Raw genomic sequence first — 21,135 nt, forward strand, 5'->3', positions numbered from 1 at the left:
CGGCGCAGGCGAGCGGGCGCAACCAAATTTAATTGATCGATTAAGGTTCCTACCGCAATCGATAGTTACGGAAATTCGCTCCGCATCAAGTGCCGAACATAGAATCTCAAGCTATGCTAGAACCTAACTGTCTTTGAAGAGCGTCTCAGCGGTCAAATCTTCTGACGCGATCTCTTCCTCGCCAGATTCAGCAGCCAGTGCCGCTTCGGCATCTCGTTCCGCTTGGGCCCGCTCTTCATGCAGCTCGGCAATAAGCGCTTCCTTGTCGCCACCCAGTTTCTTATCTTCGGGAACTTCAGGTTCAATGCCGGCCTTTTTAGCAGCCTTCGCAACCACGGCATCCAGTTCGCGCTGCGAACAAAGACCAAGGGTAACAGGGTCTTTAGGAACGATATTGGCGATGTTCCAATGCTCACGGTCACGGATCGCATTGATTGTCGTACGGGTTGTACCAATTAACTTACCAACCTGTGCGTCGGAAATTTCAGCATGATTGCGCAGCAACCATGCAATTCCATCAGGCTTGTCCTGACGCTTGGAAACTGGGGTATAGCGAGGACCTTTGGTGCGGCGCACCTGATCCGGGCCTTTTTGCAGTTTCATCCGATATTCCGGATCAGCTTCAGCCTTTGCAATTTCTTCGTTGGTCAGTTCATGCGCCTGAACCGGATCACGACCAGTATATTTTGAACCGGCAAGGTCATCAGCCATCGCGTTGACTTCGAGAATGTGAATACCACAAAATTCAGCAATTTGTTCAAAGCTCAATCCGGTATTGTCCACTAGCCAGCTAGCAGTTGCGTGCTGCATGAGTGGGGTCGGGTTATCTTGGGCCACGGCGGCGTCCTTTTTATAAAAAATAAGGGCCGCCCCTTTCGGGAGCGGCCTGTTGTTGATCCCTATGTAGGGGATATCGAAAGAGTCGGCAAGATATTTGGTTATGGCATGGCTCTTTGCCATATTTTTGGCGTTCAGGTCCTCGCAAAAATCGCCTTCGCTAGAAAACGGCGAGATAGATGTGCCGTCCGATCAGGCTCCAATGGAACGAGCCCATCAAGAAATTGACGTGCACTTACACCCCAGTCAAAATCGGTCGCACGTTCCAAACAATCGTGCGACCGCAATTTTTGCGCTGCAATAATGGCGAGATTCAAATCTTCATCCATCACCCCACTTTTTTCAGTCAGTATATCAACTGGTCCAGTTACAGGAAAAGCTGCAACCGGCGTCCCGCAGGCCAGCGCTTCAATCAAAACCAATCCGAACGTATCTGTTTTGCTTGGAAATACAAAAACATCTGCACCGGCATAGCAACCAACAAGCTCGCGCCCGGATTTACGCCCCAGAAAATAGGCTTCTGGATATGCCTTACTCAAGTCGTTCAGCGCAGGGCCATCACCAACTACAACCTTGCTGCCCGGTTGATCCGTTTTGAGAAAGGCTTCGATGTTTTTTTCCACCGCCACCCGGCCGACATAGAGCTGAATTGGCCGTGGAAGGTTGCTGTATATTTCGGAAGCGTTGGCATCCGGTGAAAAAATTTTGAGATCAACACCGCGGCTCCAATCATGCACCTGCGGCAGATTCTCTGCAATCAACTGCTGTTGAACATTGTGGGTGGATACCATGATCGCTTGTGAGGCGCTGTGGAACCAGCGGATATACCGCCAGAAAATCCGCGGCGACAACCGCGTCCGCTTGGCAAGATACTCAGGAAACTGTGTATGATAGGCTGTTGTAAAAATGCGTTTATTTCGGCGACACCATCGCCTTGCAGACAAACATAATGGTCCTTCCGTGGCCAAATGAATTGCATCTGGATCAAATTTGTCAATACGCTGACCAACGCTGCGAGCACGCGTTATAGCCAAGCGAATTTCTGGATAGCTGGGAGCGGCCACTGAGCGATATTGATCGGGCGAGATGACCAGCACTTCGTGCCCCCACTGCCGTAAAATCGCGATGATTGTATCGAGGGTTCGCACAACCCCATTCACTTGCGGATGCCAAGCATCTGTGATCAGAGCTATTTTCATGCCGCCTGCTCCAGATCACCCTTCACTCTTTCCAACTTTACGGGTTGTTTTTGACGCTCTTCCCGTGCTGCAATTTCGTCTGACCAGTGCAATATTTCCATCGTACCGTCATCGCATTCAACCAGCGCGGTGCACCCCTCAACCCAATCCCCATCATTATAATATTCGATACCCTGAATCTCGCGCATTTCCGCAGTGTGGATATGACCGCAAACGACACCGTCAACGCCGCGACTCCCGGCTGCTTTGGCCACTAACTCCTCGAAACGACCTATAAACTCGACCGCATTTTTGACTTTATGCTTGGCTATTTTTGAAAGCGACCAATAAGGCAGTCCCAGCCTGCCTCGGACCTTGTTGACCACCCAATTTAATCGCATCAATGTCGTGTAAGCAGCATCCCCTATGAACGCGAGCCAGCGATGTGCCAGCATGACGGCATCAAACTCATCGCCATGCAGAACAAGCAGCCTTCGCCCATCTGCGGTTTCATGAACAGCTGAACGACGTATTTCGACACCTCCGAAGTTTAGCCCGGTAAACTGCCTAAACATTTCATCATGATTACCGGGAATATAGACAATCCTGGTATCCCGTTTGGCGCGCTTCAATATCCGCCAAATGATATCATTATGGCTATCCGGCCAATAGAATTTCTTTTTGAGGCGCCAGCCGTCAATAATATCACCGACCAGATAAAGCGTGTCGCTATCGACATGATCAAGAAAGTCGATAAGCATATCGGCATTGCAGCCGCGCGTGCCCAGATGAATATCAGATATCCAGATAGTCCGGTAGCGCGTTCGGTCCATCGGATTGACGCGAGGTTGCCGTGTCAGGCGGGCCTCATAACGATCCGCGTCTAGCAACGGGATATCGGACCTGAAAATCGGCGGAAATTGCTTGGCCATCACTTTGCTCCCAAGGAAACCATCCATGGAAGCAGCTTATAACCTGGGTTTGTGACAGGATGATTCCCGTTTTGTGAACCTTTGTTTACAATAGAGCGCAGAATTTAGCGGGATCGAACAAGATAATCGCGCACCCTTGCCTGTAAATGCGGCACCGCCTGATCGCTCTTTAGAAACTCTGGCACAGCCATTAGCTGCCAGTGCTGCCCCTCTTCGCCAAAAACAATAGCCGCAACTTGATCACGCGACAGTTGCCCGACGAAGAACAAAGCCCGGCTGCTACTCGCGCCACGCCAATTCTCGTAATGCTGGACATAATCAAGTGTAGCAACATCTAACCTGATGCCGAATTCTTCGTAAGTTTCCCTTGTTACACATTCAGGGCCACTTTCCCCGTTCTAGCGGCCGCCGCCGGGCAAATCCCAAATATTCGGGAATGGAATATCAACTTTGTTGTCACGGCGATAGACAAGCAATTGATCATCGACAAAAAGCGCTACTTTTGCACCGTGAAAGTCGATCTCATCTGCCATTGGCTAACTCACTGTCAAAATAATCTTCCCGATATGATCACCGGCTTCCATGTGCGCATGGGCCAGGGCTGCGTCGGCAAGAGGAAAACTCTCATCCATCACGGGTTTCAGTTTCCCCGCTTCGATGTCGGGCCAAACATATCGGTAAAGTTCGTCAGCCAGTAACGCTTTACGGTCGGTGGATTGCGGACGCAGCGTTGATCCAGTCAACGTCAGTCGCTTCATCATGATCTGTGCCATGTTGAGGGTCGCATTCAAACCGCCTTGCACGGCGATTGTGACATGCCGGCCATCTTCTTTCAGGCAATTTAGATTGCGTGCTACATAATCACCCGCAACCATATCGAGAACTACCTCAACACCCTGCCTACCGGTGATTTTCTTGATCTCTTCAACAAAATCCTGCGTTTTATAATTGATCGCATGATCAGCACCGATGGTTTTGGCTGCGGTGCATTTCTGATCAGAGCCGCAAGTTACGATGACATTGAGACCGAACAGTTTGCCTAACATGATTGCCATAGTGCCGATGCCGCTAGTTCCGCCATGGACCAGCACGGTTTCATCTTCTCTTGCAAAGCCGCGGTTGAACAGATTGCTCCAGACAGTGAACAAGGTTTCCGGCAAGGCCGCCGCTTCTTCCATCGTGAGACTATCGGGAACGGGGAGGCACTGCCCGGTCGGTGCGACGCAAAACTCGGCATAGCCGCCGCCATTTGTCAGCGCGCAGATTTTACGGCCGATCCATTCCGGTTCCACACCTTGACCCAGTGCGACCACGGTTCCTGATACCTCCAGCCCCGGTAAAGGCGATGCGCCGGGAGGGGCAGGATAAAGCCCCATGCGCTGCACCACATCAGGCCGGTTCACACCAGCAGCAGCCACCTTGATCAAAACTTCGCCAGCCGCCGGCCCTGGCACCGCCATCGTCTCGGGCTTCAGCACATCTGGTCCGCCCGGCTCGCTTATTGCCATGGCAGTCATCTCCGACTGCAATATTTCTGATACTGTCATCCCATCCCCCAAAAATGCCGCAAAAATAGTCAATGCAAATATGCTGATTTTCTTGAGCATCCTTATTGACAGCAAACCCCGAGCGGTCAACATTGACCAAGGTGATTGGCCGAAAAAGATAGGAAAAAATCTATGGATGACGACGATAATCTGCCGCGCAACGCCAATGATCCCCTCGGCCTACTGATAAAACAGGATTTGGATCCATTTTCCGTCGATGAGCTGGAGAAACGGATTTCAATGCTAAAAAATGAAATAAGCCGCTGCGAAGCAAAGAAAAGCTTTGCTGTATCGCATCGTGCCAGCGCCGATAGCCTGTTTAAAAAGTCGTAAACTCTGGCTTTCTGGTAAGGATTTGTTAACCCTATAGCTTAATATTCGGATTTAATATGATCCGACTTGAACCGTTTAGGAGAAGAGACGAGAAAATCCGCATAACCTTAGCTCGTCGCTTGCCCTTCTTGATGCATAGCCCTTGATGTTTTTTGGGTTGCACATAGATTAAGAAGGAAGCCGAAAAGTTAAGGTCTGAGTAAAACCGAACCCAAAAGTTTTCGGCCATCGGGACGCCTCTTTTGTCCCATCAAGGAGTAAGTATATGCCGTCATTCGCAGAATCATTGGAAAAGACCCTTCACCAAGCGCTGAAAAATGCCGCCGATCGGTCCCATGAATATGCGACTCTAGAACATCTCCTGCTCGCACTAATTGATGATGGGGATGCCTCTCAAGTCATGAACGCCTGCGGCGTTGATCTGGGCGAACTCGAAGATGCAGTTGTGCTCTATCTCGACAGCGAGCTGGACTCCCTGAAAGTTGAAAAATCAATCGATCCTTCCCCAACATCCGGATTCCAGCGCGTGGTCCAGCGCGCAATCCTGCATGTACAGTCTTCTGGCAAAGACGAAGTGACCGGAGCCAACGTATTGGTGGCTCTCTTCTCCGAGCGTGAAAGCTATGCCGTCTATTTCCTCCAGCAACAGGATATGAGCCGGCTAGATGCCGTCAGCTTTATCAGCCACGGTGTCGGCAAGGGCGGGCAGTCCCTCGATCCGGCCGAACTGTCCGGCAGCGACGAGGGCGACGAGAAGAAAGACGCAAAGAACAAGAAAGAGACTGCGCTCGATCAGTTTACCGTCAATTTGAACGAGAAAGCCAAGGATGGTCGGATTGATCCATTGATCGGTCGTCAGGCCGAGGTTGACCGCACGGTCCAAATTCTCTGCCGTCGATCCAAAAATAACCCGCTTTATGTTGGGGAACCCGGCGTCGGTAAAACCGCTATTGCGGAAGGCTTGGCCCTTCGCATTGTCGAAGAAAGCGTTCCTGACGTATTGAAGCCAGCGGTTATCTATTCGCTGGACATGGGCTCTTTGTTAGCCGGAACCCGTTATCGCGGTGATTTCGAAGAACGGTTGAAGCAAGTTGTCGCGGAGCTGGAAAAAATGCCGGACGCGATCCTGTTCATTGACGAGATTCACACAGTGATTGGTGCTGGCGCAACCAGCGGTGGGGCAATGGATGCTTCTAACCTTCTGAAACCGGCCTTGTCTGGCGGCATCATTCGTTGCATCGGATCAACCACCTACAAAGAGTTCCGCAATCATTTTGAAAAGGACCGTGCTTTGCTGCGCCGGTTCCAGAAAATTGATGTCAACGAACCTAGTGTAGAGGACACGATCAAGATTCTCGCCGGCCTGCGCGGCGCATTTGAAGAGCATCACAAAGTGCGTTACGCGCCCGACGCCCTAAAATCGGCCGTAGAACTCTCTACGCGCTATATTAATGACCGCAAATTGCCGGACAAAGCCATTGACGTGATTGACGAAGTGGGTGCGATGCAGATGCTGTTACCGCCTTCCCGTCGCAAGAAAATGATCACGACCAAGGACATTGAAGCGGTAATCGCCACCATGGCGCGCATCCCCCCCAAATCCGTGTCGAAAGATGATAAGAAAACGCTCGAAAATCTCGACAAGGATCTCAAGCGCGTTGTCTTCGGCCAGAATGCTGCGATCGAAAAACTGTCGAGCGCGATCAAACTCTCCCGCGCTGGTCTGCGTGAACCCGACAAACCGATTGGCAATTATCTGTTCTCCGGCCCGACAGGCGTCGGTAAAACAGAAGTTGCGCGGCAATTATCATCGATCATGGGCATCCCGCTCAAACGCTTTGATATGTCAGAATATATGGAACGCCATAGCGTCTCCCGCCTCATCGGAGCGCCTCCGGGCTATGTCGGCTATGATCAGGGCGGATTGCTCACTGATGCCGTCGATCAAAACCCGCATTGTGTGCTGCTGCTCGACGAAATTGAAAAGGCCCATCCGGACCTGTTCAACATCTTGCTGCAGGTCATGGACAACGGTAAACTCACCGATCATCATGGCAAGACGGTGGATTTCCGCAATGTCATCCTGATCATGACCACCAACGCCGGTGCGTCGGATATGGCAAAAGAAGGCATTGGCTTTGGCAATGTGTCCAAGGAAGATGCGGGCGATGAAGCGGTGAAGAAAATGTTCACCCCTGAATTCCGCAACCGTCTGGATGCGATTGTACCCTTCGCCTATCTGCCGCCAGAAGTAGTGGCGCGGGTTGTCGAGAAGTTCATCCTTGAACTGGAATTACAGCTGGCCGATCAAAATGTTCATATCACGCTAGACGATGATGCCCAGAAATGGCTCACCGAACGCGGCTATGACAAGCTCTATGGCGCGCGCCCAATGGGCCGCCTCATCCAAGAGAAGATCAAACAGCCGCTGGCTGAAGAATTACTGTTCGGCAAGCTGGTCAATGGCGGCGAGGTCAAGGTACATTTGAAAGATAATGAACTGACCTTTGAAGTCACGCCGTCGGCACCATCAGGCAAAAAGAAAAAGCCGACGCCCAAGAAAAAGGCGCCAACGAAAAGCAAGTAATCTCACTTAACCAACAAGGGCCATCGCCCTGCCCAATAATGAAACGGCGTGACTGGTCTCACGCCGTTTTTTTGTCCGGTTTCATTCAATCACTCTATTCTGTTATATTACCGGCAGGAGATTGAATATGGCCTATTTTCAAGGATTTATTTTACCCGTTCCAGAAAAGAACAAAGAAGCCTATCGCAAAATGGCACAAGACGTTGCACCCTTTTTTGCGGATTATGGCGCTCTACGTACGGTAGAATGCTGGGGTGACAATGTACCACAAGGCAAAACCACTGACATGTATGGCGCAGTCAATGCCGTGGAAGGTGAAAATATCGTCTTTTCCTGGATCAATTGGGAATCGAAGCAAGCATGCGACGAGGCGGCGGAAAATATGACTAAGGATAAGCGCATGGAGGAACCTGGTGAAATGCCCTTCGATGGCATGCGCATGATCTATTCCGGATTTGAGTTACTCGGCGAAAAGGGAGAAAACGGACCGACCGGCTATGTCCAGGGATATGTCGCCCCGGTTGAGAAACAGAAACGCGAGCCATTCGCGCTTATGTGTGCGACAATGCGTGAAGTCGCAATCGATAGCGGAGCTCTACACGCGATCGATGGTTGGGCCGAAAAAATTGAAGATGGCAAGCTGACCGATTTCAAGCGCGCCGTAAAAGCCGAAACCGGAGAGGCGGTTGCCTTCGGTTTTGTCGAATGGCCCACCAAAGAGGCTTATGAGCGCGGCTCAGCGAAGATGCGTGAAGACAAGCGCATGCCCCCACCCGGAGCCGATATGCCGGTTGACGGCAAACGGATGATTTTTGGTGGTTTTGATGTCCTGCTTGTCGTTGACAGCGACTAACTTCGAATAATATCGAAACACTCCTGACAATATGCTGTCAGTAGGCCTATGCCATTACCTGCTTGTCCCCAACAATGAGAAGGAACAAGTATATGACCGAAGCTAAACAAAATCGTCTTGTATGGACCGAAATTCCGGCAACAGATTTAAAGCGGGCATCGCGTTTCTATGAAACATTGCTCGAGGCTCCGCTTACAGAAAATAATGCCGGGCCGCAAACCATCATGATGCTTCCCTATGAAGGTGAGAATGCGGCATCGGGGCACGTATATGAAGGCAAGCCAGCGACCGAAGGCGACGGAATTACGGCTCACCTTGCTGTCGATGGATATCTCGATGACGCTATGGAACGTGTAAAAAGCGGCGGTGGAGAGGTCGTATCGGAGGTAATTTTAATTCCCGCCGGCTCCTTCTTCTACGCCAAGGATACCGAGGGTAATTCGCTCGGTATCTTTAAGAATTAAGCATGCGTAGAGCCGACCGCCTGTTCCAGATCGTGCAATATCTGCGCGGCGGTCGGCTTGTTACGGCAGCCACACTAGCCGAGCGCCTGGAGGTTTCCGAGCGTACAATCTATCGCGATATTGCCGACCTGCAGTCCACCGGCGTCCCCATCGATGGTGAAGCGGGTATTGGCTATATCATGCGTAGCGGATTTGACCTGCCGCCGCTGATGTTCACGCGCGAGGAGATTGTCGCGCTCGTGACCGGTGCACGCATGGTCCGCGCCTGGGGTGGCACCGCGATGATGGGCGCGGCGGAAGAAGCGCTGGTCAAAATTGAAACCGTATTGCCCGAAAAAGAGCGCGATCGGGTCGGTGGTACGAAGATATTCGCGCCAGAAATGGGCCTAGGTGATCAAACCAGGGCTATAATTGACCTTTGTGAAGCCGCCATCGAAGCGCGAGATATCTTGTCTTTTGATTATCACGACCAGGAAGGTTCAGCGACAACCCGCACTGTTCAGCCGCTCGGGCTATGGTTCTGGGGCAAGAAATGGACGTTAGTCGCATGGTGCGAGTTGCGTGATGATTTTCGGATGTTTCGCCTGGACCGAATGGAAGGTCTTGCTAAAACAGGTGTCACTTACGCCCCGGTACCAGAGCGCTCATTGGCCGAAATTCTGAGGCAGATCGAAGATAAATATGGAAAGCAGTAATCTGCTGGTAGGCAGTCGCCCTTATTTATCTGTTTATTTTCCAACACTTGCTGCAGCCTGCAAACAATCAGTTGCGAATTAGTCGATATCCGGAAGCGGTTCAGGGCCGGCAAAGCGAAAGTAACCTCCATCGCGATATCGAGCGACACTGATAACAGCGGAGAGACAATCACAGCGGCCTTTGCCGATATTCATCTCGTTCCGGCCGATCAGCAATGTCAGTATAGATAATCGCTTACTGTGATATCGCAGCCCATTTGCTAAGGTCATGATCCTCATTGCTACAGGAGTCTATTATGTCCTCATCCACCCTCACCTTCTACACCAATCCCATGTCGCGCGGTCAGATTGCGCGCTGGGCGCTGCATGAGGCGGGAGCCGAATATGATCAACAGATCATTGAATATGCCGACGAGATGAAATCGGATAAATATCTCGCTATAAATCCGATGGGTAAGGTTCCTGCCATTGTGCATAATGGCAAAACGGTCACCGAATGTGCCGCCATTTGTGCTTATCTGGCAGATGCTTTTCCCGAAGCGGATCTGGCGCCAAAGCCGGAAGAACGCGCTGATTATTATCGCTGGCTATTCTTTGCCGCAGGACCAATTGAACAGGCCGTATTGGATCGCAATTTCGGTCTTTCTCCAACAGCAGAACAAGAGCGCACGGCTGGTTATGGCAGCTACGATCGGGCGATGGATGTGTTAGATCAGATGCTGCAGTCCAACGATTATGTATGCGGCAAGCGCTTCACGATGGCGGATGTATATGTCGGATCACAAGTGGACTGGGGTCTGCAGTTCCAGAGTTTCCCCGAACGCAATAGTTTCAGGGCCTATGCCGAGCGTTTGCGGGCGCGGGAGAAATATCAGGAAGCCAAGGCGATTGACGCGGCATTAATAGCAGAAAGCTAAGAAATCTGCAGTTCAATATCTGGCTCAATCTATCAAAAGTATACTATTGAGCAATTTTTTCGATAAAAAAATCGCCGGGCTGTAACCTTATCCGGTATCGCCGCGAAACCTTCTATGAGAGCAGCAAGCAAATGCTCGCTGCGAAATATAGGAAGGACGAAGTCATGAAAAATGTAATTATTGCCACCGCCGCTGCCCTTATCAGCATGACCGCAACGCCAGCATTTGCTGACTCCGCCATCGACACAGAAAGCATGGTGGAAGCTGCTGCCCCCCAAAAGCAACAAGCTATCGACCTTCCTATCAGCAATTTTGATCTCGCTAGCTTTACCGGCAAGCAAGACCACAGCTTCATGGCAACCATGGCCGATGCGTTTGAGCCAGGTTACCGGGTAAAGGACAGCGGATCGCCTGTCACAGCACAACCCAATATCGGCCTTTCAAGCCTGCTCATCCCTCAAGAATTTGCTTACCGCTCCACAGCGCAAGATAGCGGTGTCGATGCCGTGAACCCAGGACGCTTCCTGTCCAGTTCGGTACGCTCGGACTATCTGTCGGACGCAGGCCCAGCGGCTGCCGACAAAAGCACCGTCGGTGTCCGCTTCGGCTTTTAAACTTCTCCCTCCTTCTTTCAGCGCTCTCTTCTCATCCCTCTAAAGCTGAAAGACAAAGGCCAGATGGTTCATCCCATCTGGCCTTTTTTTTGCTCTAATTTGTTGCAGCGAAAAATTAGTTAGCTGAATTCCCATATTGAGCCCGCCAAGCCGCAAGGTCTCTTTCATATTCTTCATAGGCCAGATAAAAATCGTTAAATGGTTTTTCCAGTTCAACCAGCGCCTGAGCGCCAAAATCCTTCATCCCATCTTCTTCTGTGATAATGGCTCGCTGGCTTACCTGTACTGCCTGATCGCAGAAAGGACGGCGTAGCGGCGAGAATGACCAGTAGTTATAAAGGCTGGTCTGATGGCGATCGTGGACCTTTTTATAGCCGCTACCTTGCTCACGACGATATTTGCTGATGATCGCATTATTGGCGTTGCGAAGGTATTTCTTATTGTTGCCGATAAACGCGTTATAATCGCTAACCAGGCGCGCATATTGCGGGCCAGTACAGCTAAGCGCTGCCACGTTCAAAGCCGCGCGGACATGCCATAAGGTTTCCAGCGGCCCAAGGTCACGGTTGATCGTTTGGCGTAGACCGTCCGCACGGAGCGCAGGAACGATAGTATTGGTGCTCGCCCCAAAAGGAGTGGTTGGCGCCCGCGGTGTGTAAGTGGGTTGCACCACAGGTGCGACCACAGGAGGAGGAGCGGTCTGACATGCTGCCAAAACAGCAACTGCGGCACCTGCCACCACTAGACGTAGATTTTTAATACCCTGTATCACTTTACTCTCCCCTACAAACTTAACCGTTTTCCTATGCCGGGCTTTTCGGATTGTCCAGCGTTAGCAACAGGAAAACGACCAACCGCCAAAAGAAAAAGCCCAGCAGTTTCCTGCCGGGCTTTGTCATAACTCAAAGCATATGAACTAAAGCTTAGTCCTGGCTGCCCATGAAGCTGAGCAGGAACTGGAACATATTAATAAAGTCCAGATACAGGTTCAGCGCGCTCATGATGATCACTTTTCCGACCATGTCGGTACCAGCTACATAAGCATACATGCTCTTGATCCGCTGCGTGTCATAGGCCGTCAGACCAGCAAAGATCAGGACACCAATCGCGCTGATAACAAAGTGCATCATCGTCGACTGAAGGAAGATATTGATCACCATGGCGACCAACAAACCGACGACACCCATGATCAGGAAACTGCCCCAACCGGACAAGTCTTTCTTGGTCGTATAACCAAAGAGACTAAGGCCCAGGAAAGCGGCCGCTGTGGCAAAGAATGTCTGCGCAATCGACGCACCGGTGTAAACCAGGAAAATCGTCGACATGGAGAGGCCCATCAACGTTGCAAAGCCCCAGAACATAGCCTGAAGCGTGAACGTCGAGAATTTATTCTGTCCAAAGCTCATCGCAAATACGATTGCGAGCGGAGACAAGATAATCACCCATTTCAGCGGTCCGCCGCCAAACATGATTTCAGCTGCCATACCAGAGCTGGCAAAGAGCATCGCCACAATACCGGTCAGCAGCACACCGCTAGCCATGTAATTATAGACTTTGAGCATGTACGAACGCAGTCCTGCGTCATAAGCGACATCGGATTGTGGCGTCGTGCCAACAGGTGTACGCGACATTGTCGCTCTAGGGTCAGGCCAAGCCATAATATTCAAACTCCTCAGTTTATACAGCCGCAAAAACATAAGTGCGGTGCTATCTCCTTTAATATCGGTTGATTATGTGAATTTTTCAAGAAAAACCGGAGATGTAACTGATAAAATCAACAAGCACTCCGATAGATAACATCAATCGATATGCGAAATTCAGCGAGAAAACAGAGGTTCAGGAGCGCATATTCCGGAAATTACCCTCTATGAATATGCACCCTCGCGTTCGGCCCACTGCCGCTGGGCATTGCTTAAGGCTGGTCTTGAATTCACATCTGTGAGTGCTTGTTCAAGATAATTTGTCGATAAGGGCCTTTGCTCCTGCGACCGCGTCTGTCCAGGTTGTATCAAACGCGTCATCGTCCAAATAATAAGGGTCTATAACCCCTTCCCCTTCCCGGCCTTTGACATAATCCAGGAATAAAGACAGCACAGCCGCTCCATCAGCCGGCTGCATGATCTCCAAATGATTCAGATTATCTCCATCGAGCGCGATAATGTGATCGAAATTCCGAAAATCCGCAGTTCGAACAGGACGCGCCCGGAGATGATCAATGGGCGCCCCATTTTTCGCAGCCACTTTCTGCGCGCGATCATCCGGCGGCTGCCCGGTATGCCAATCATGTGTTCCGGCTGAATCAACAATCATACCATGTCCCGACAAGGCGCATTGCTGGCGCAGCGCGGCCTCCGCCAATGGCGACCGGCAAATATTACCCATACAAACAAAAAGAACTGAAATAGCCATGCGACCCCCCGATAGCTAAACATTATAATGTGGTTTTATAGACTCTATATGATGACCATCACATGCCCAATATAGTGAAAATTATCGAACCGGCTCAAATTTCTGAAGCTCAAAAACACCGCAAGCAATCCGGCCACCGCTCTCACCGGATGGATCAGTCTTCATATCATCTGCCCCTGCATGAACCACGAACGCCGCACCATCCGCATCGACAAGAGCATTGGTCCCCTCTTTCAAACTGGCCCCATCAATAGTGGCTTCGGCCGAACCAAACCCATCTTCACCAATAACGAGATTGAGAAAATCACCCATATGCGCGCCTTCAGGGTTTTCCAATCCATGCTGTCTTTCGGTTGGATTCCAATGACCACCGGCTGATTTGAAATCCGGACCATCGCATTTCCCGACTTCATGAATATGAACGCCACGTGGTCCGGGTTCCAGACCCTTCGCATCTATCCGAACAATTAAGCCTCCATCGCCTTCTCCGATAATGACCTCGCCATATTGCGTTTGATCAGCACCAAATAGTGTCGCCCTTGCGATACTTTCGGCAGGCGCAACCTCAGAATCAGAATTTCCGCCACTACAAGCGGCTAACGAAAGACTTAGTCCCACGAGCAAAAACCCCGCTCCACCCGTCTTTCCAAGTTGACCACTCATTATAACTTCCTCAGTTTGCCTTAAGCTAGTTCCATGGTAGCAGCGCTTCTATCGCCTTGAAACCATTTATATAACAGCATTTATCTGTCGGAGCTCGATGCCAAAAAGCCGTTTCTTGATCGCATTGGGATCCAATCAGCGCCATATCCACTATGGTCTGCCACATGCTGTCCTCACAGCAGCGATCGCAGCATTGGAAGCGGATGCTGCCACTACCGTCCTTAGCCAGTCATCTATAGTCAGTTCACGGCCAATTGGACCGTCCAACCGTCGCTACGCCAACGCCGCTATCCTGATCGAAACCCGGCACGATCCCATCTCTCTGCTCAGCATGTTGAAATCTATCGAATCAACTTTTGGACCAAGGCGGGGGGAACGCTGGTCACGGCGCGTACTCGATCTTGATATTATTTTATGGAGCAAAGGTTATTTTTCCAGCCGCAACCCGGCGCTCATCATTCCCCATGTCGAGATGCAGCACCGCCCCTTCGTTCTGCGCCCAGCCGCCGAAATTACGCCCGATTGGAGCGATCCGGTCACCGGCCTGACGATCAGGCAATTGGCCTACCGGATTGGCCAAACTTAAAAACCGTATAAAACCGCTCAAAGCCGCTTGACCCGAAAGCCAAGCCCCACTAGGGAGGCGCTTCGCAGCAGCCATTGCGCAGTTGTGGGCCCTTAGCTCAGTCGGTAGAGCAACTGACTTTTAATCAGTAGGTCGCTGGTTCGAACCCAGCAGGGCTCACCATATTCATGGTTGCATATCAGCGCGTTAACTTGAATTCAGTTGATTGGGCATTGACGTCCGAACGTTCAAGCACCGAATAAGTACCGATTGGTTTTAAGAATTCGAAGATCCGACTGCGTTAATCGCCCTCTTCGATCTCCACAGAAAACCCTTCTATTACGATATCCTCTTCAGGAATCTCTAGCTCAAAACTTTCATTTGGAACGGAAGAAAGCAGCTGCGCAATAACTTCTCCGCGTTTTATACGATTGCTTCGATCATTTGTAGCCTGCAACGTTGTCTCAAAATATTTTCTAGCCTCTTCTTCCTCGGGAGGATCTTCTCTAGCTTCGTCTACAGCCGAAAATAGGTTAGTTAGGGACTTTGCTGCTTCAGCCGTATTCGGCTTTCTGCGCTCTTTGTGGAGCTGCCTATCGACTTCAACAAACAATGTATAAAAATCTACCTTTTTCCAAGCGCGAGAGCTGTCTTCCAAACCTAATTCAAACAAATAGCCGCACACATTGTTCATCCGTACGAATATTTCCTTGTATTGAGGGAACTCATCATTGTACTTTTCTAGATAGTTTTCGACTTCAGAATCCCGATGGAAATATGTCGACAGCATCGTGGCAACTAGTGATGCTATGTAAGAAACATCCTTCATTCTCCTAATATCTGCAGAACTGAAGATTTTTTTGCCTTTGAAAAAGTCTCGTTCGGCGATCGCCTCGCAGAATTTTTTGTATTCCCCAAGATAATTCGCGTTAAACCTCTCCATCTCGTTCAGATCATAAGAGGTTCGGTTCATCCGTGTAAAAATTTCACGAATGATTGAATCGTCGTGAAGGCCTAGATTTCGCACTGCGACTTCGTAATTCAAAAAGTCTCTCTTTTGTTCCTCTAACAAATTTTTATATAGTGTTATCGATTTCGTGCGCTTGAAGGGTGGAGCGCCATTAAAATAATCAAAAATCGTTTGCATACGTTGCTGACCATCAACCAAAAGTTCAGTCGCGACGCCAGAAACCGTGTCAACATTACTTGCTGCAATGTAAATTTCAGGGAACGGATAATCCGAAAGAATAGTCTCAATGAATGCGATCCTATCCTTGTTGGTCCAAACACTTCGCCTTTGAAAATCTGGACGAGGCACCAACGACTCCTCTCGTATTGATTTTATTATATTGGCGATCCGCCTACTTTCTGCTGATGCCTTCATGCCAGTTTCTCCAATTCTTTTCGACATTGGTCAAAAGCCAATGAGACATATTGATTCCAAAAATATTCATTAAAATAGACGCCGGCAGTTATCTTGTAGTGCCCAAACTTTCCAGATGATGTCAATTCCCTGAAAAATTCAAACCATTCGTTCGAACTCGGGAAATTTTCGCCCGCTGGAAGCCGATCCGGTCTCATCCATCCACGTAAATGATACTTTCTGAACGAGTTACTATCATGCCAATTGTTGCCGTGTTCATTCTGATAATCGAAAACTTTTTTCCAAAACCTCAAGAACAGATCTTCTGATATTATAGCAATGTCGATATCAGAAGTGTTGCCAAATTCAGAAAAAATTGGTCTGTCAATCTTTGCAACCGTCGTAAAACCAAGTTTGGCGGATCCAGTAACGATCACATCTCTCATGTTCACGCCATACTTTCCTGATACCAAACGACGTAATTCGGCTTCTTGCTCTGAAGAAAGCACAGCGCATGTTCCACCAAAATAAAAGCGATCAAGCAATGTTTGATTATTGCTATTGGCAAGTGCCGCCTTAAAGTTATCGAACTGCGATATAAACATAAGTACTTGAGAATTGCCCCTTACAACGATCTCTACAGGCTTATCTACTAGCGAGAAAAAAGCAATTTTTTTGTTCACTGAATGTTCGAGACGCGCTACGATTGGCATTTGCAATTTGGCTAAAGGGCAGCTCTATGAAGTTTGTTGATCTTTTTTCGTGTGGCGGCGGCATGTCTTCCGGATTTGTTGCGACGGGAAAATTCGAAACAATTGGTGCTGTTGACTTGGAAGTAGCGAAACCAAGCCATCCGATCGGAGCGACTTCTTGTAATGACACATATGAGAAAAACCTGGGGCTTAGGCCTTTATCTGCCGATCTATCGACTAAATCTCCGACCGATATTTCCGCGCACTTCGAGTTTAACTCGACTGATGTAGATGTTCTAATTTCGTGCGCTCCGTGTACCGGATTCAGCCAAAAGCGCGCCTCCAATCACAAATTTGACGACCCTCGGAATAGTCTTATTGGAAGAACAGCATACTTTGCGGAAGCTTGGAAACCTCAATATATCGTCATCGAAAACGTCAAAGAGTTATTGAGGGGTAGGCACAAACACCACTACCAGAACCTTCATCGATCACTAACCAAGTTGGGCTATAATGTTTTTGCAGAAGTTCATGATTTAAAAGACTTTGGCTTGCCGCAAAGCAGAAAACGCTCTTTGATAGTTGCGAAACTGGACGGAGCATTTTCCTTGAGTTTTCCAAGGGTCAACAGATTTAACACCGTGCGTGACGCAATCGGACATTTACCGCCAATTGAAGCTGGAGAAACACATGCAGATGATCCCATGCATGCGGCTCCAAAAATGAATGGTCTTTCAATGGAACGGATGAAAGCGATCCCGAAAGATGGTGGTAGTTGGATAGATTTGATGGAAAGCAATTCTCATTTGGCTATCCCTAGCATGGACCCCCTAAAACCTGGCTCTTACCCTGACATATATGGTCGCCTTTCATGGGACAAGCCAGCACCAACCGTAACTCGCGAATGCTGTCACCCTGGAAACGGACGATACTCACATCCTGAGCAGGATAGGCTTTTGTCCGTTAGGGAAATGTCGTTGTTGCAAGGGTTCTTCCCGGATTATAGCTTCATGGGTAGCCTGGCTTCTAAGTATCGACAAATTGGTGACGCCGTGCCTCCGATGATTGCACAAAAGATCGCCAGAGCTATTTGGGATGACAGTAAAGGGATAGAAACACATTCAAATCACGAAATGCAATTGGATCTAGCGGGTTAAACCTTCGGAAGATAAAGACCACCAGGCGTGCAAAGGACAGAAATCAATATCTAAATTCCGAATTGTCAGTTTGTCGTCGCTACCGTCAAGACTGAAAGTAAAAGCTCGCCGGCCATTCACCGACACATTCGCCGATGTTGTCTTGGTTTTCGTTGGTTTCTTAAAATCACTGCCTTGGAGATCACCAATCCTGAGCAAGAGGTCTTTGGGAATTTCTCGAAGATCGTACCTCACGTGTGCTGATCTTTCCCCATCTACATAACTCCGCATGATATAAATTCGATCATAATTGTCAAAATGAGGCATAACCTTAGAGGCTATAAAACCTGGAATATCCGATACGTTCTCCATCTGCTTTATCCAGGCAGCCTCCATTAGTTTTGAGATGGTAATGTAACCGTGCTTCAAACCCTTTGCCGCCTCTGTCTTAAGCGAAAGTGTAATCCCCCCAACTGTTAAATCTGCTCCACGATGCGTCATACTGTCCGCTCTCTTAGTAACAATTTTTTTTCGCGTAAAAACCTCTTCTAAGATGTGCTCGAAATTCTCTTTCTTCATAACCGTTGTGCTGAATGCGTGATGTGCCGCCAATCGAACCGCAAAATACTCCCAATCATCCTGTGCAAAAAAGTCATCTCGACAGAGTTCACCCACGGCTTCGTCTTCAAAACGATTCAGTATCAATTTGATCACATCAAACTGTGAAGAGGATAGTGCTTCAAGTGTATCGCGAACGCTGCGAAACTCGGAAGAAGATATTCTCGAATCTTCATTATCTGTCAAATTGGGGCCCTCCGATTCAATAGCAGAGGGTATTGTTGAATTAGTGCGTAATCAAGAACTTCTCGTCCTGACTCAATTGCCCAATTATTTAAAAGCGATCTGCTTTGCTTTTGCTTAGAACGAGAGGGAACAAGTCAGTCAAGTAAGTCCCCCATTGAGCATTCTAGTGCAGTTGCTATGCGATCAATTACGGTCATCGTAGGATTTCTAACCATTCTTTCAATGCCGCTGATATATGTGCGATCAAGATCAGCTTCATGAGCGAGAGCCTCCTGCGACCAACTACGTTCCTTGCGCAACCGCTTCATGTTTCTTGCTAATCGCTCTTTGACTTCCATCAGGTAGGATCAACGATATTGTTGCTGATTGTACCACGGACTATGAATCTCTTTTTCTGTTGACAGATTAGATAGCTACTGCAGTGTTAGTGGATGTTTGATCTATGGGCCGCAGAGCACTCGGTGCTACGTGAAAAGGTGCTTGAGCATATTTTTGTCGCCGAGCTTTCTAAGGTGCTTCTTCTCGACATGAAACTACCGTTTGAGATCCTGCGCGCCGAGTTTGACAGCAACGGTTATGATATCGTGATCGAAGTTGGAGAAGTCACCAGACGAATTCAACTTAAGGCTATGAGGCTTGGCGGCAAACGAGCTAACGTAAACATAAACCTAGCCCTGACTGAAAAAGTGGGCGGATGCATAATCTGGTTCAATGCTGACGCTGCCAATCTAGAACTTGGTCCATTTTATTGGTTGGGCGGACCACCGCAAGCAAAACTGAAATTGCCCGACAGTAAACCGGCTCGCCACAGCAAGGCAAATGCGGCGGGGGTTAAACTCAAGCGAGAACGCCTGCGGATCGTCAACAAGGGCAAGTTTTGGAAACTGGATAGCATGAAAGAAGTTGGCGAGGCTCTTTTCGGAACTTCGCCAAACAACTTTTGGGAACTCAAGGCTTGAAGACTCTTTCAATCCAATTGTCCAAATCAATCATCACTTCTTGACCGTCCTGACATTTGTCTTCCGGCCATTCGTCTGTTCTGATCCAAACCTCTTCAAGCTCGCCGAAAAATTCGACAACGGCTTGATCCTGCTTGTAACCGTGAGCTTTCAATTGACGACGGCATTCCCGCAAAGCTTCGTCGTCAAATGCATCAGCTTTGCCACCTAGGCGAACAAACAGCTCCTTAGGGGGAATGATCCTTTTGCCACAAAGAGCCCCGCGGGAAGCTTCGTGACGTGATGGATAAGTCAAATGAATGGACGATCCCCGTTCTATTGAACGAAGCTGCTTCAAACGCTCCTGTGTTTCTTTTCTTATGCTAAACATCCACATTGCCCCGAGCGGCGGCGTTGTCTTCTTCCTGCTTCATCACAGCGACATGCAAGTCACGACCTGGATTGCGCTTTCCGGTTTCGAAAGCGGTGTCATCATAAACCGCTTCCAAGGCCAGTCGTTCGATTTCGCTGAACGCTGACTGGATTTCCTTGAGTTCATCACCGACGATGACATTCGCCAATTCAGCGGCATCGAAGGGACGTTTTGTCGGTTCAAGTTGGTAGACTTTGGAGCAAAGTGCAGCGGCAAGGTCCTTGTTTTTAGTTGATGCAGCTAATTCGGCGAAAGCTGCAAGCTCAGCGGGACCCGAATGCGCAATTTGCTCAATGTAACGGGAGCGTTTCTCAGACCCTAAGGTGTAACGCGCCAACATCTGGGGTGAAGATTGATAATGATTAGCCGTGCTTTGAACATCATCGCGCAGTTTGCCAGCTGTTTGGACATAAGCCAGGCGTATGCTAGACGATTCAGCATTGAGTTCACGGCGATAGCCGGCAACCGCATCGGCAACCAAGTTCTGTGATCCAGAATTCAATCCTGACAAGGATCGCTCAACTTCTGACTGGCGTTTTTCCAATCTCTGCTTGAGATCACTGAATAGTCTCTTTTGTGCTTCACGATTTGTCTGTGCTTTGGATCGTGCTGCGCGAATTTCGTGCACGTCCATCCATTTCGTTCCAAGTTTTGCTTTGGGGGTTGTCATAGGTCTTCTCCTTGATTGGCTTTGCATTACGTGCAGCCCATGGATCAGACGATTAACGCGGATACATCCGCCCAACTTTCTGCCATCGCAGAGGTTCGTTCAATCAACAAACTGCACGTGAATTTATTAGTTCGATTTGAGGTGTTTGCGGACCAGCATCAGCGAAGAACTTTAGCCCTTCGCGGATGCTGCCTAGCATTCAACTACCCGCCTTACGGTCTTTCAAATAGTTCTTGATATGCTGGACAGGAATTGGATCTAGCAACACTCCAATTGGAATGTGCCCAGGCCCTATGACATATTGCGCATTACGTATTGCGTCCGCAATGCACGCAAGCGGCGCAACGGCATCGCGAGAAATTTCGCCGACCTCAGCCAGCCGTTCAAATCTTTTGATGTCGTTATGAAATGCAATATATTTAGTCATGATCGTTACTCCAAATTGGATGCTGAATTGCATCAAAGGAGCGCCCAATATTCACACGATTACCATCCACGCAACAAT

At 49.2% G+C, this 21,135-nt stretch carries 27 protein-coding genes, 1 tRNA gene and 1 pseudogene; 11 read left to right on the plus strand and 18 right to left on the minus strand.

From position 1 onward, the window contains the following. Positions 1-123 precede the first annotated feature (123 nt). The 6 genes and pseudogenes from ABJM21_RS10470 to ABJM21_RS10495 form a co-directional block, all read right to left on the minus strand. Positions 124-810, minus strand: a complete 687-nt coding sequence (locus ABJM21_RS10470; protein ID WP_348301681.1) for a DUF1013 domain-containing protein — start codon at positions 808-810, stop codon at positions 124-126. 161 nt (positions 811-971) lie between these two features. Continuing rightward, a complete protein-coding gene (locus tag ABJM21_RS10475; protein WP_348301200.1) occupies positions 972-2,036 on the minus strand; it encodes a glycosyltransferase family 1 protein in 1,065 nt (354 codons plus the stop codon). Further along, the gene (locus ABJM21_RS10480; RefSeq protein WP_348301199.1) at positions 2,033-2,947 is read right to left on the minus strand and encodes a UDP-2,3-diacylglucosamine diphosphatase; all 915 of its coding nucleotides are present in this window, start codon (positions 2,945-2,947) and stop codon (positions 2,033-2,035) included. Before ABJM21_RS10480 ends, ABJM21_RS10475 begins: the two co-directional genes overlap by 4 nt. Before the next feature lie 104 nt (positions 2,948-3,051). Next, positions 3,052-3,330, minus strand: a pseudogene (locus tag ABJM21_RS10485) (hypothetical protein); the annotation flags it as partial. A 15-nt stretch (positions 3,331-3,345) separates the two neighbouring features. After that, a complete protein-coding gene (locus ABJM21_RS10490) occupies positions 3,346-3,480 on the minus strand; it encodes a hypothetical protein (RefSeq protein ID WP_348301198.1) in 135 nt (44 codons plus the stop codon). A gap of 3 nt (positions 3,481-3,483) precedes the next feature. Beyond that, the gene (locus ABJM21_RS10495; RefSeq protein WP_348301197.1) at positions 3,484-4,494 is read right to left on the minus strand and encodes an NAD(P)H-quinone oxidoreductase; all 1,011 of its coding nucleotides are present in this window, start codon (positions 4,492-4,494) and stop codon (positions 3,484-3,486) included. Between the two features lie 132 nt (positions 4,495-4,626). On the opposite strand from ABJM21_RS10495, the gene ABJM21_RS10500 reads away from it, so the two are divergent. From ABJM21_RS10500 to ABJM21_RS10520, 5 genes are all read left to right on the plus strand, one after another. After that, complete coding sequence (locus tag ABJM21_RS10500; protein WP_348301196.1) at positions 4,627-4,827, plus strand: DUF1192 domain-containing protein; 201 nt, start codon at positions 4,627-4,629, stop codon at positions 4,825-4,827. Between the two features lie 265 nt (positions 4,828-5,092). Beyond that, positions 5,093-7,414, plus strand: coding sequence for an ATP-dependent Clp protease ATP-binding subunit ClpA (gene clpA / locus ABJM21_RS10505; protein ID WP_348301195.1), 2,322 nt, complete (start codon positions 5,093-5,095; stop codon positions 7,412-7,414). 127 nt (positions 7,415-7,541) lie between these two features. Then, positions 7,542-8,267: a DUF1428 domain-containing protein gene (locus tag ABJM21_RS10510; RefSeq protein WP_348301194.1), complete on the plus strand. Its 726-nt coding sequence runs from the start codon at positions 7,542-7,544 to the stop codon at positions 8,265-8,267. Between the two features lie 92 nt (positions 8,268-8,359). Then, positions 8,360-8,731 (plus strand): VOC family protein, encoded by a 372-nt coding sequence (locus ABJM21_RS10515; protein ID WP_348301193.1) that lies wholly within the window; start codon positions 8,360-8,362, stop codon positions 8,729-8,731. Positions 8,732-8,733: 2 nt separating this feature from the next. Continuing rightward, entirely contained in the window at positions 8,734-9,426 is a 693-nt protein-coding gene (locus tag ABJM21_RS10520; protein ID WP_348301192.1) for a YafY family protein, read from the plus strand. 78 nt (positions 9,427-9,504) lie between these two features. Here the strand turns inward: ABJM21_RS10520 and ABJM21_RS10525 are convergent, their stop codons facing one another. After that, the gene (locus ABJM21_RS10525; RefSeq protein ID WP_348301191.1) at positions 9,505-9,696 is read right to left on the minus strand and encodes a hypothetical protein; all 192 of its coding nucleotides are present in this window, start codon (positions 9,694-9,696) and stop codon (positions 9,505-9,507) included. Positions 9,697-9,722: 26 nt separating this feature from the next. Here ABJM21_RS10525 and ABJM21_RS10530 point away from each other — a divergent pair, with 26 nt between their 5' ends. Next, entirely contained in the window at positions 9,723-10,343 is a 621-nt protein-coding gene (locus ABJM21_RS10530; protein ID WP_348301190.1) for a glutathione S-transferase family protein, read from the plus strand. Positions 10,344-10,507: 164 nt separating this feature from the next. Continuing rightward, positions 10,508-10,957, plus strand: a complete 450-nt coding sequence (locus tag ABJM21_RS10535) for a hypothetical protein (RefSeq protein ID WP_348301189.1) — start codon at positions 10,508-10,510, stop codon at positions 10,955-10,957. Between the two features lie 115 nt (positions 10,958-11,072). Here the strand turns inward: ABJM21_RS10535 and ABJM21_RS10540 are convergent, their stop codons facing one another. The 4 genes from ABJM21_RS10540 to ABJM21_RS10555 all read right to left on the minus strand — a co-directional run bounded on the left by ABJM21_RS10540 (position 11,073) and on the right by ABJM21_RS10555 (position 14,029). Further along, positions 11,073-11,729 (minus strand): hypothetical protein, encoded by a 657-nt coding sequence (locus ABJM21_RS10540; protein WP_348301188.1) that lies wholly within the window; start codon positions 11,727-11,729, stop codon positions 11,073-11,075. 151 nt (positions 11,730-11,880) lie between these two features. Further along, entirely contained in the window at positions 11,881-12,588 is a 708-nt protein-coding gene (locus ABJM21_RS10545; RefSeq protein ID WP_348301680.1) for a Bax inhibitor-1/YccA family protein, read from the minus strand. 319 nt (positions 12,589-12,907) lie between these two features. Beyond that, on the minus strand, positions 12,908-13,366 hold the full coding sequence (locus tag ABJM21_RS10550) for a low molecular weight protein-tyrosine-phosphatase (RefSeq protein ID WP_348301187.1): 459 nt from the start codon (positions 13,364-13,366) through the stop codon (positions 12,908-12,910). Positions 13,367-13,447: 81 nt separating this feature from the next. Beyond that, a complete protein-coding gene (locus tag ABJM21_RS10555; protein ID WP_348301186.1) occupies positions 13,448-14,029 on the minus strand; it encodes a superoxide dismutase family protein in 582 nt (193 codons plus the stop codon). 97 nt (positions 14,030-14,126) lie between these two features. Between ABJM21_RS10555 and folK the strand changes: the two genes are divergently transcribed. Both folK and ABJM21_RS10565 read left to right on the plus strand, forming a co-directional pair. Further along, the gene (gene folK, locus ABJM21_RS10560; protein ID WP_348301185.1) at positions 14,127-14,615 is read left to right on the plus strand and encodes a 2-amino-4-hydroxy-6-hydroxymethyldihydropteridine diphosphokinase; all 489 of its coding nucleotides are present in this window, start codon (positions 14,127-14,129) and stop codon (positions 14,613-14,615) included. Positions 14,616-14,701: 86 nt separating this feature from the next. Further along, positions 14,702-14,777: transfer RNA gene (locus ABJM21_RS10565), tRNA-Lys, on the plus strand. 118 nt (positions 14,778-14,895) lie between these two features. Here ABJM21_RS10565 and ABJM21_RS10570 read toward each other — a convergent pair. Then, positions 14,896-15,978, minus strand: coding sequence for a DUF262 domain-containing protein (locus ABJM21_RS10570; protein WP_348301184.1), 1,083 nt, complete (start codon positions 15,976-15,978; stop codon positions 14,896-14,898). Continuing rightward, positions 15,975-16,670, minus strand: a complete 696-nt coding sequence (locus tag ABJM21_RS10575) for a hypothetical protein (RefSeq protein ID WP_348301183.1) — start codon at positions 16,668-16,670, stop codon at positions 15,975-15,977. Before ABJM21_RS10575 ends, ABJM21_RS10570 begins: the two co-directional genes overlap by 4 nt. 26 nt (positions 16,671-16,696) lie before the next feature. Here ABJM21_RS10575 and ABJM21_RS10580 point away from each other — a divergent pair, with 26 nt between their 5' ends. Next, positions 16,697-17,806, plus strand: a complete 1,110-nt coding sequence (locus tag ABJM21_RS10580) for a DNA cytosine methyltransferase (RefSeq protein WP_348301182.1) — start codon at positions 16,697-16,699, stop codon at positions 17,804-17,806. On the opposite strand, the gene ABJM21_RS10585 is transcribed toward ABJM21_RS10580, so the two are convergent. After that, positions 17,795-18,589 carry a hypothetical protein gene (locus ABJM21_RS10585; RefSeq protein ID WP_348301181.1) on the minus strand — a complete coding sequence of 265 codons (795 nt, stop codon included), beginning with the start codon at positions 18,587-18,589 and terminating at the stop codon, positions 17,795-17,797. The genes ABJM21_RS10580 and ABJM21_RS10585 overlap by 12 nt on opposite strands. Positions 18,590-18,723: 134 nt before the next feature. Further along, positions 18,724-18,927: a helix-turn-helix transcriptional regulator gene (locus ABJM21_RS10590; RefSeq protein WP_348301180.1), complete on the minus strand. Its 204-nt coding sequence runs from the start codon at positions 18,925-18,927 to the stop codon at positions 18,724-18,726. Positions 18,928-19,020: 93 nt separating this feature from the next. On the opposite strand from ABJM21_RS10590, the gene ABJM21_RS10595 reads away from it, so the two are divergent. Then, positions 19,021-19,548, plus strand: coding sequence for a hypothetical protein (locus ABJM21_RS10595; RefSeq protein ID WP_348301179.1), 528 nt, complete (start codon positions 19,021-19,023; stop codon positions 19,546-19,548). Here ABJM21_RS10595 and ABJM21_RS10600 read toward each other — a convergent pair. The 3 genes from ABJM21_RS10600 to ABJM21_RS10610 form a co-directional block, all read right to left on the minus strand. Beyond that, positions 19,538-19,885 carry a hypothetical protein gene (locus ABJM21_RS10600; RefSeq protein WP_348376524.1) on the minus strand — a complete coding sequence of 116 codons (348 nt, stop codon included), beginning with the start codon at positions 19,883-19,885 and terminating at the stop codon, positions 19,538-19,540. The genes ABJM21_RS10595 and ABJM21_RS10600 overlap by 11 nt on opposite strands. Before the next feature lie 25 nt (positions 19,886-19,910). Continuing rightward, positions 19,911-20,657: a hypothetical protein gene (locus tag ABJM21_RS10605; RefSeq protein ID WP_348301177.1), complete on the minus strand. Its 747-nt coding sequence runs from the start codon at positions 20,655-20,657 to the stop codon at positions 19,911-19,913. Between the two features lie 172 nt (positions 20,658-20,829). Then, the gene (locus ABJM21_RS10610) at positions 20,830-21,057 is read right to left on the minus strand and encodes a hypothetical protein (RefSeq protein ID WP_348301176.1); all 228 of its coding nucleotides are present in this window, start codon (positions 21,055-21,057) and stop codon (positions 20,830-20,832) included. Positions 21,058-21,135 lie beyond the last annotated feature (78 nt).

The organism is Parasphingorhabdus sp., from assembly GCF_039977335.1.
In the GTDB taxonomy this organism is placed as follows: domain Bacteria; phylum Pseudomonadota; class Alphaproteobacteria; order Sphingomonadales; family Sphingomonadaceae; genus Parasphingorhabdus.

What these genes read in the sequence shown, in the direction of transcription:
- ABJM21_RS10470 (WP_348301681.1), bottom strand. Translation starts at nt 810, where the DNA reads ATGCAGCACGCAACTGCTAGCTGGCTAGTGGACAATACCGGATTGAGC.
- ABJM21_RS10475 (WP_348301200.1), bottom strand. Translation starts at nt 2,036, where the DNA reads ATGAAAATAGCTCTGATCACAGATGCTTGGCATCCGCAAGTGAATGGG.
- ABJM21_RS10480 (WP_348301199.1), bottom strand. Translation starts at nt 2,947, where the DNA reads ATGGCCAAGCAATTTCCGCCGATTTTCAGGTCCGATATCCCGTTGCTA.
- ABJM21_RS10490 (WP_348301198.1), bottom strand. Translation starts at nt 3,480, where the DNA reads ATGGCAGATGAGATCGACTTTCACGGTGCAAAAGTAGCGCTTTTTGTC.
- ABJM21_RS10495 (WP_348301197.1), bottom strand. Translation starts at nt 4,494, where the DNA reads ATGACAGTATCAGAAATATTGCAGTCGGAGATGACTGCCATGGCAATA.
- ABJM21_RS10500 (WP_348301196.1), top strand. Translation starts at nt 4,627, where the DNA reads ATGGATGACGACGATAATCTGCCGCGCAACGCCAATGATCCCCTCGGC.
- clpA (WP_348301195.1), top strand. Translation starts at nt 5,093, where the DNA reads ATGCCGTCATTCGCAGAATCATTGGAAAAGACCCTTCACCAAGCGCTG.
- ABJM21_RS10510 (WP_348301194.1), top strand. Translation starts at nt 7,542, where the DNA reads ATGGCCTATTTTCAAGGATTTATTTTACCCGTTCCAGAAAAGAACAAA.
- ABJM21_RS10515 (WP_348301193.1), top strand. Translation starts at nt 8,360, where the DNA reads ATGACCGAAGCTAAACAAAATCGTCTTGTATGGACCGAAATTCCGGCA.
- ABJM21_RS10520 (WP_348301192.1), top strand. Translation starts at nt 8,734, where the DNA reads ATGCGTAGAGCCGACCGCCTGTTCCAGATCGTGCAATATCTGCGCGGC.
- ABJM21_RS10525 (WP_348301191.1), bottom strand. Translation starts at nt 9,696, where the DNA reads ATGACCTTAGCAAATGGGCTGCGATATCACAGTAAGCGATTATCTATA.
- ABJM21_RS10530 (WP_348301190.1), top strand. Translation starts at nt 9,723, where the DNA reads ATGTCCTCATCCACCCTCACCTTCTACACCAATCCCATGTCGCGCGGT.
- ABJM21_RS10535 (WP_348301189.1), top strand. Translation starts at nt 10,508, where the DNA reads ATGAAAAATGTAATTATTGCCACCGCCGCTGCCCTTATCAGCATGACC.
- ABJM21_RS10545 (WP_348301680.1), bottom strand. Translation starts at nt 12,588, where the DNA reads ATGTCGCGTACACCTGTTGGCACGACGCCACAATCCGATGTCGCTTAT.
- ABJM21_RS10550 (WP_348301187.1), bottom strand. Translation starts at nt 13,366, where the DNA reads ATGGCTATTTCAGTTCTTTTTGTTTGTATGGGTAATATTTGCCGGTCG.
- ABJM21_RS10555 (WP_348301186.1), bottom strand. Translation starts at nt 14,029, where the DNA reads ATGAGTGGTCAACTTGGAAAGACGGGTGGAGCGGGGTTTTTGCTCGTG.
- folK (WP_348301185.1), top strand. Translation starts at nt 14,127, where the DNA reads ATGCCAAAAAGCCGTTTCTTGATCGCATTGGGATCCAATCAGCGCCAT.
- ABJM21_RS10570 (WP_348301184.1), bottom strand. Translation starts at nt 15,978, where the DNA reads ATGAAGGCATCAGCAGAAAGTAGGCGGATCGCCAATATAATAAAATCA.
- ABJM21_RS10575 (WP_348301183.1), bottom strand. Translation starts at nt 16,670, where the DNA reads ATGCCAATCGTAGCGCGTCTCGAACATTCAGTGAACAAAAAAATTGCT.
- ABJM21_RS10580 (WP_348301182.1), top strand. Translation starts at nt 16,697, where the DNA reads ATGAAGTTTGTTGATCTTTTTTCGTGTGGCGGCGGCATGTCTTCCGGA.
- ABJM21_RS10590 (WP_348301180.1), bottom strand. Translation starts at nt 18,927, where the DNA reads ATGGAAGTCAAAGAGCGATTAGCAAGAAACATGAAGCGGTTGCGCAAG.
- ABJM21_RS10595 (WP_348301179.1), top strand. Translation starts at nt 19,021, where the DNA reads ATGTTTGATCTATGGGCCGCAGAGCACTCGGTGCTACGTGAAAAGGTG.
- ABJM21_RS10605 (WP_348301177.1), bottom strand. Translation starts at nt 20,657, where the DNA reads ATGCAAAGCCAATCAAGGAGAAGACCTATGACAACCCCCAAAGCAAAA.
- ABJM21_RS10610 (WP_348301176.1), bottom strand. Translation starts at nt 21,057, where the DNA reads ATGACTAAATATATTGCATTTCATAACGACATCAAAAGATTTGAACGG.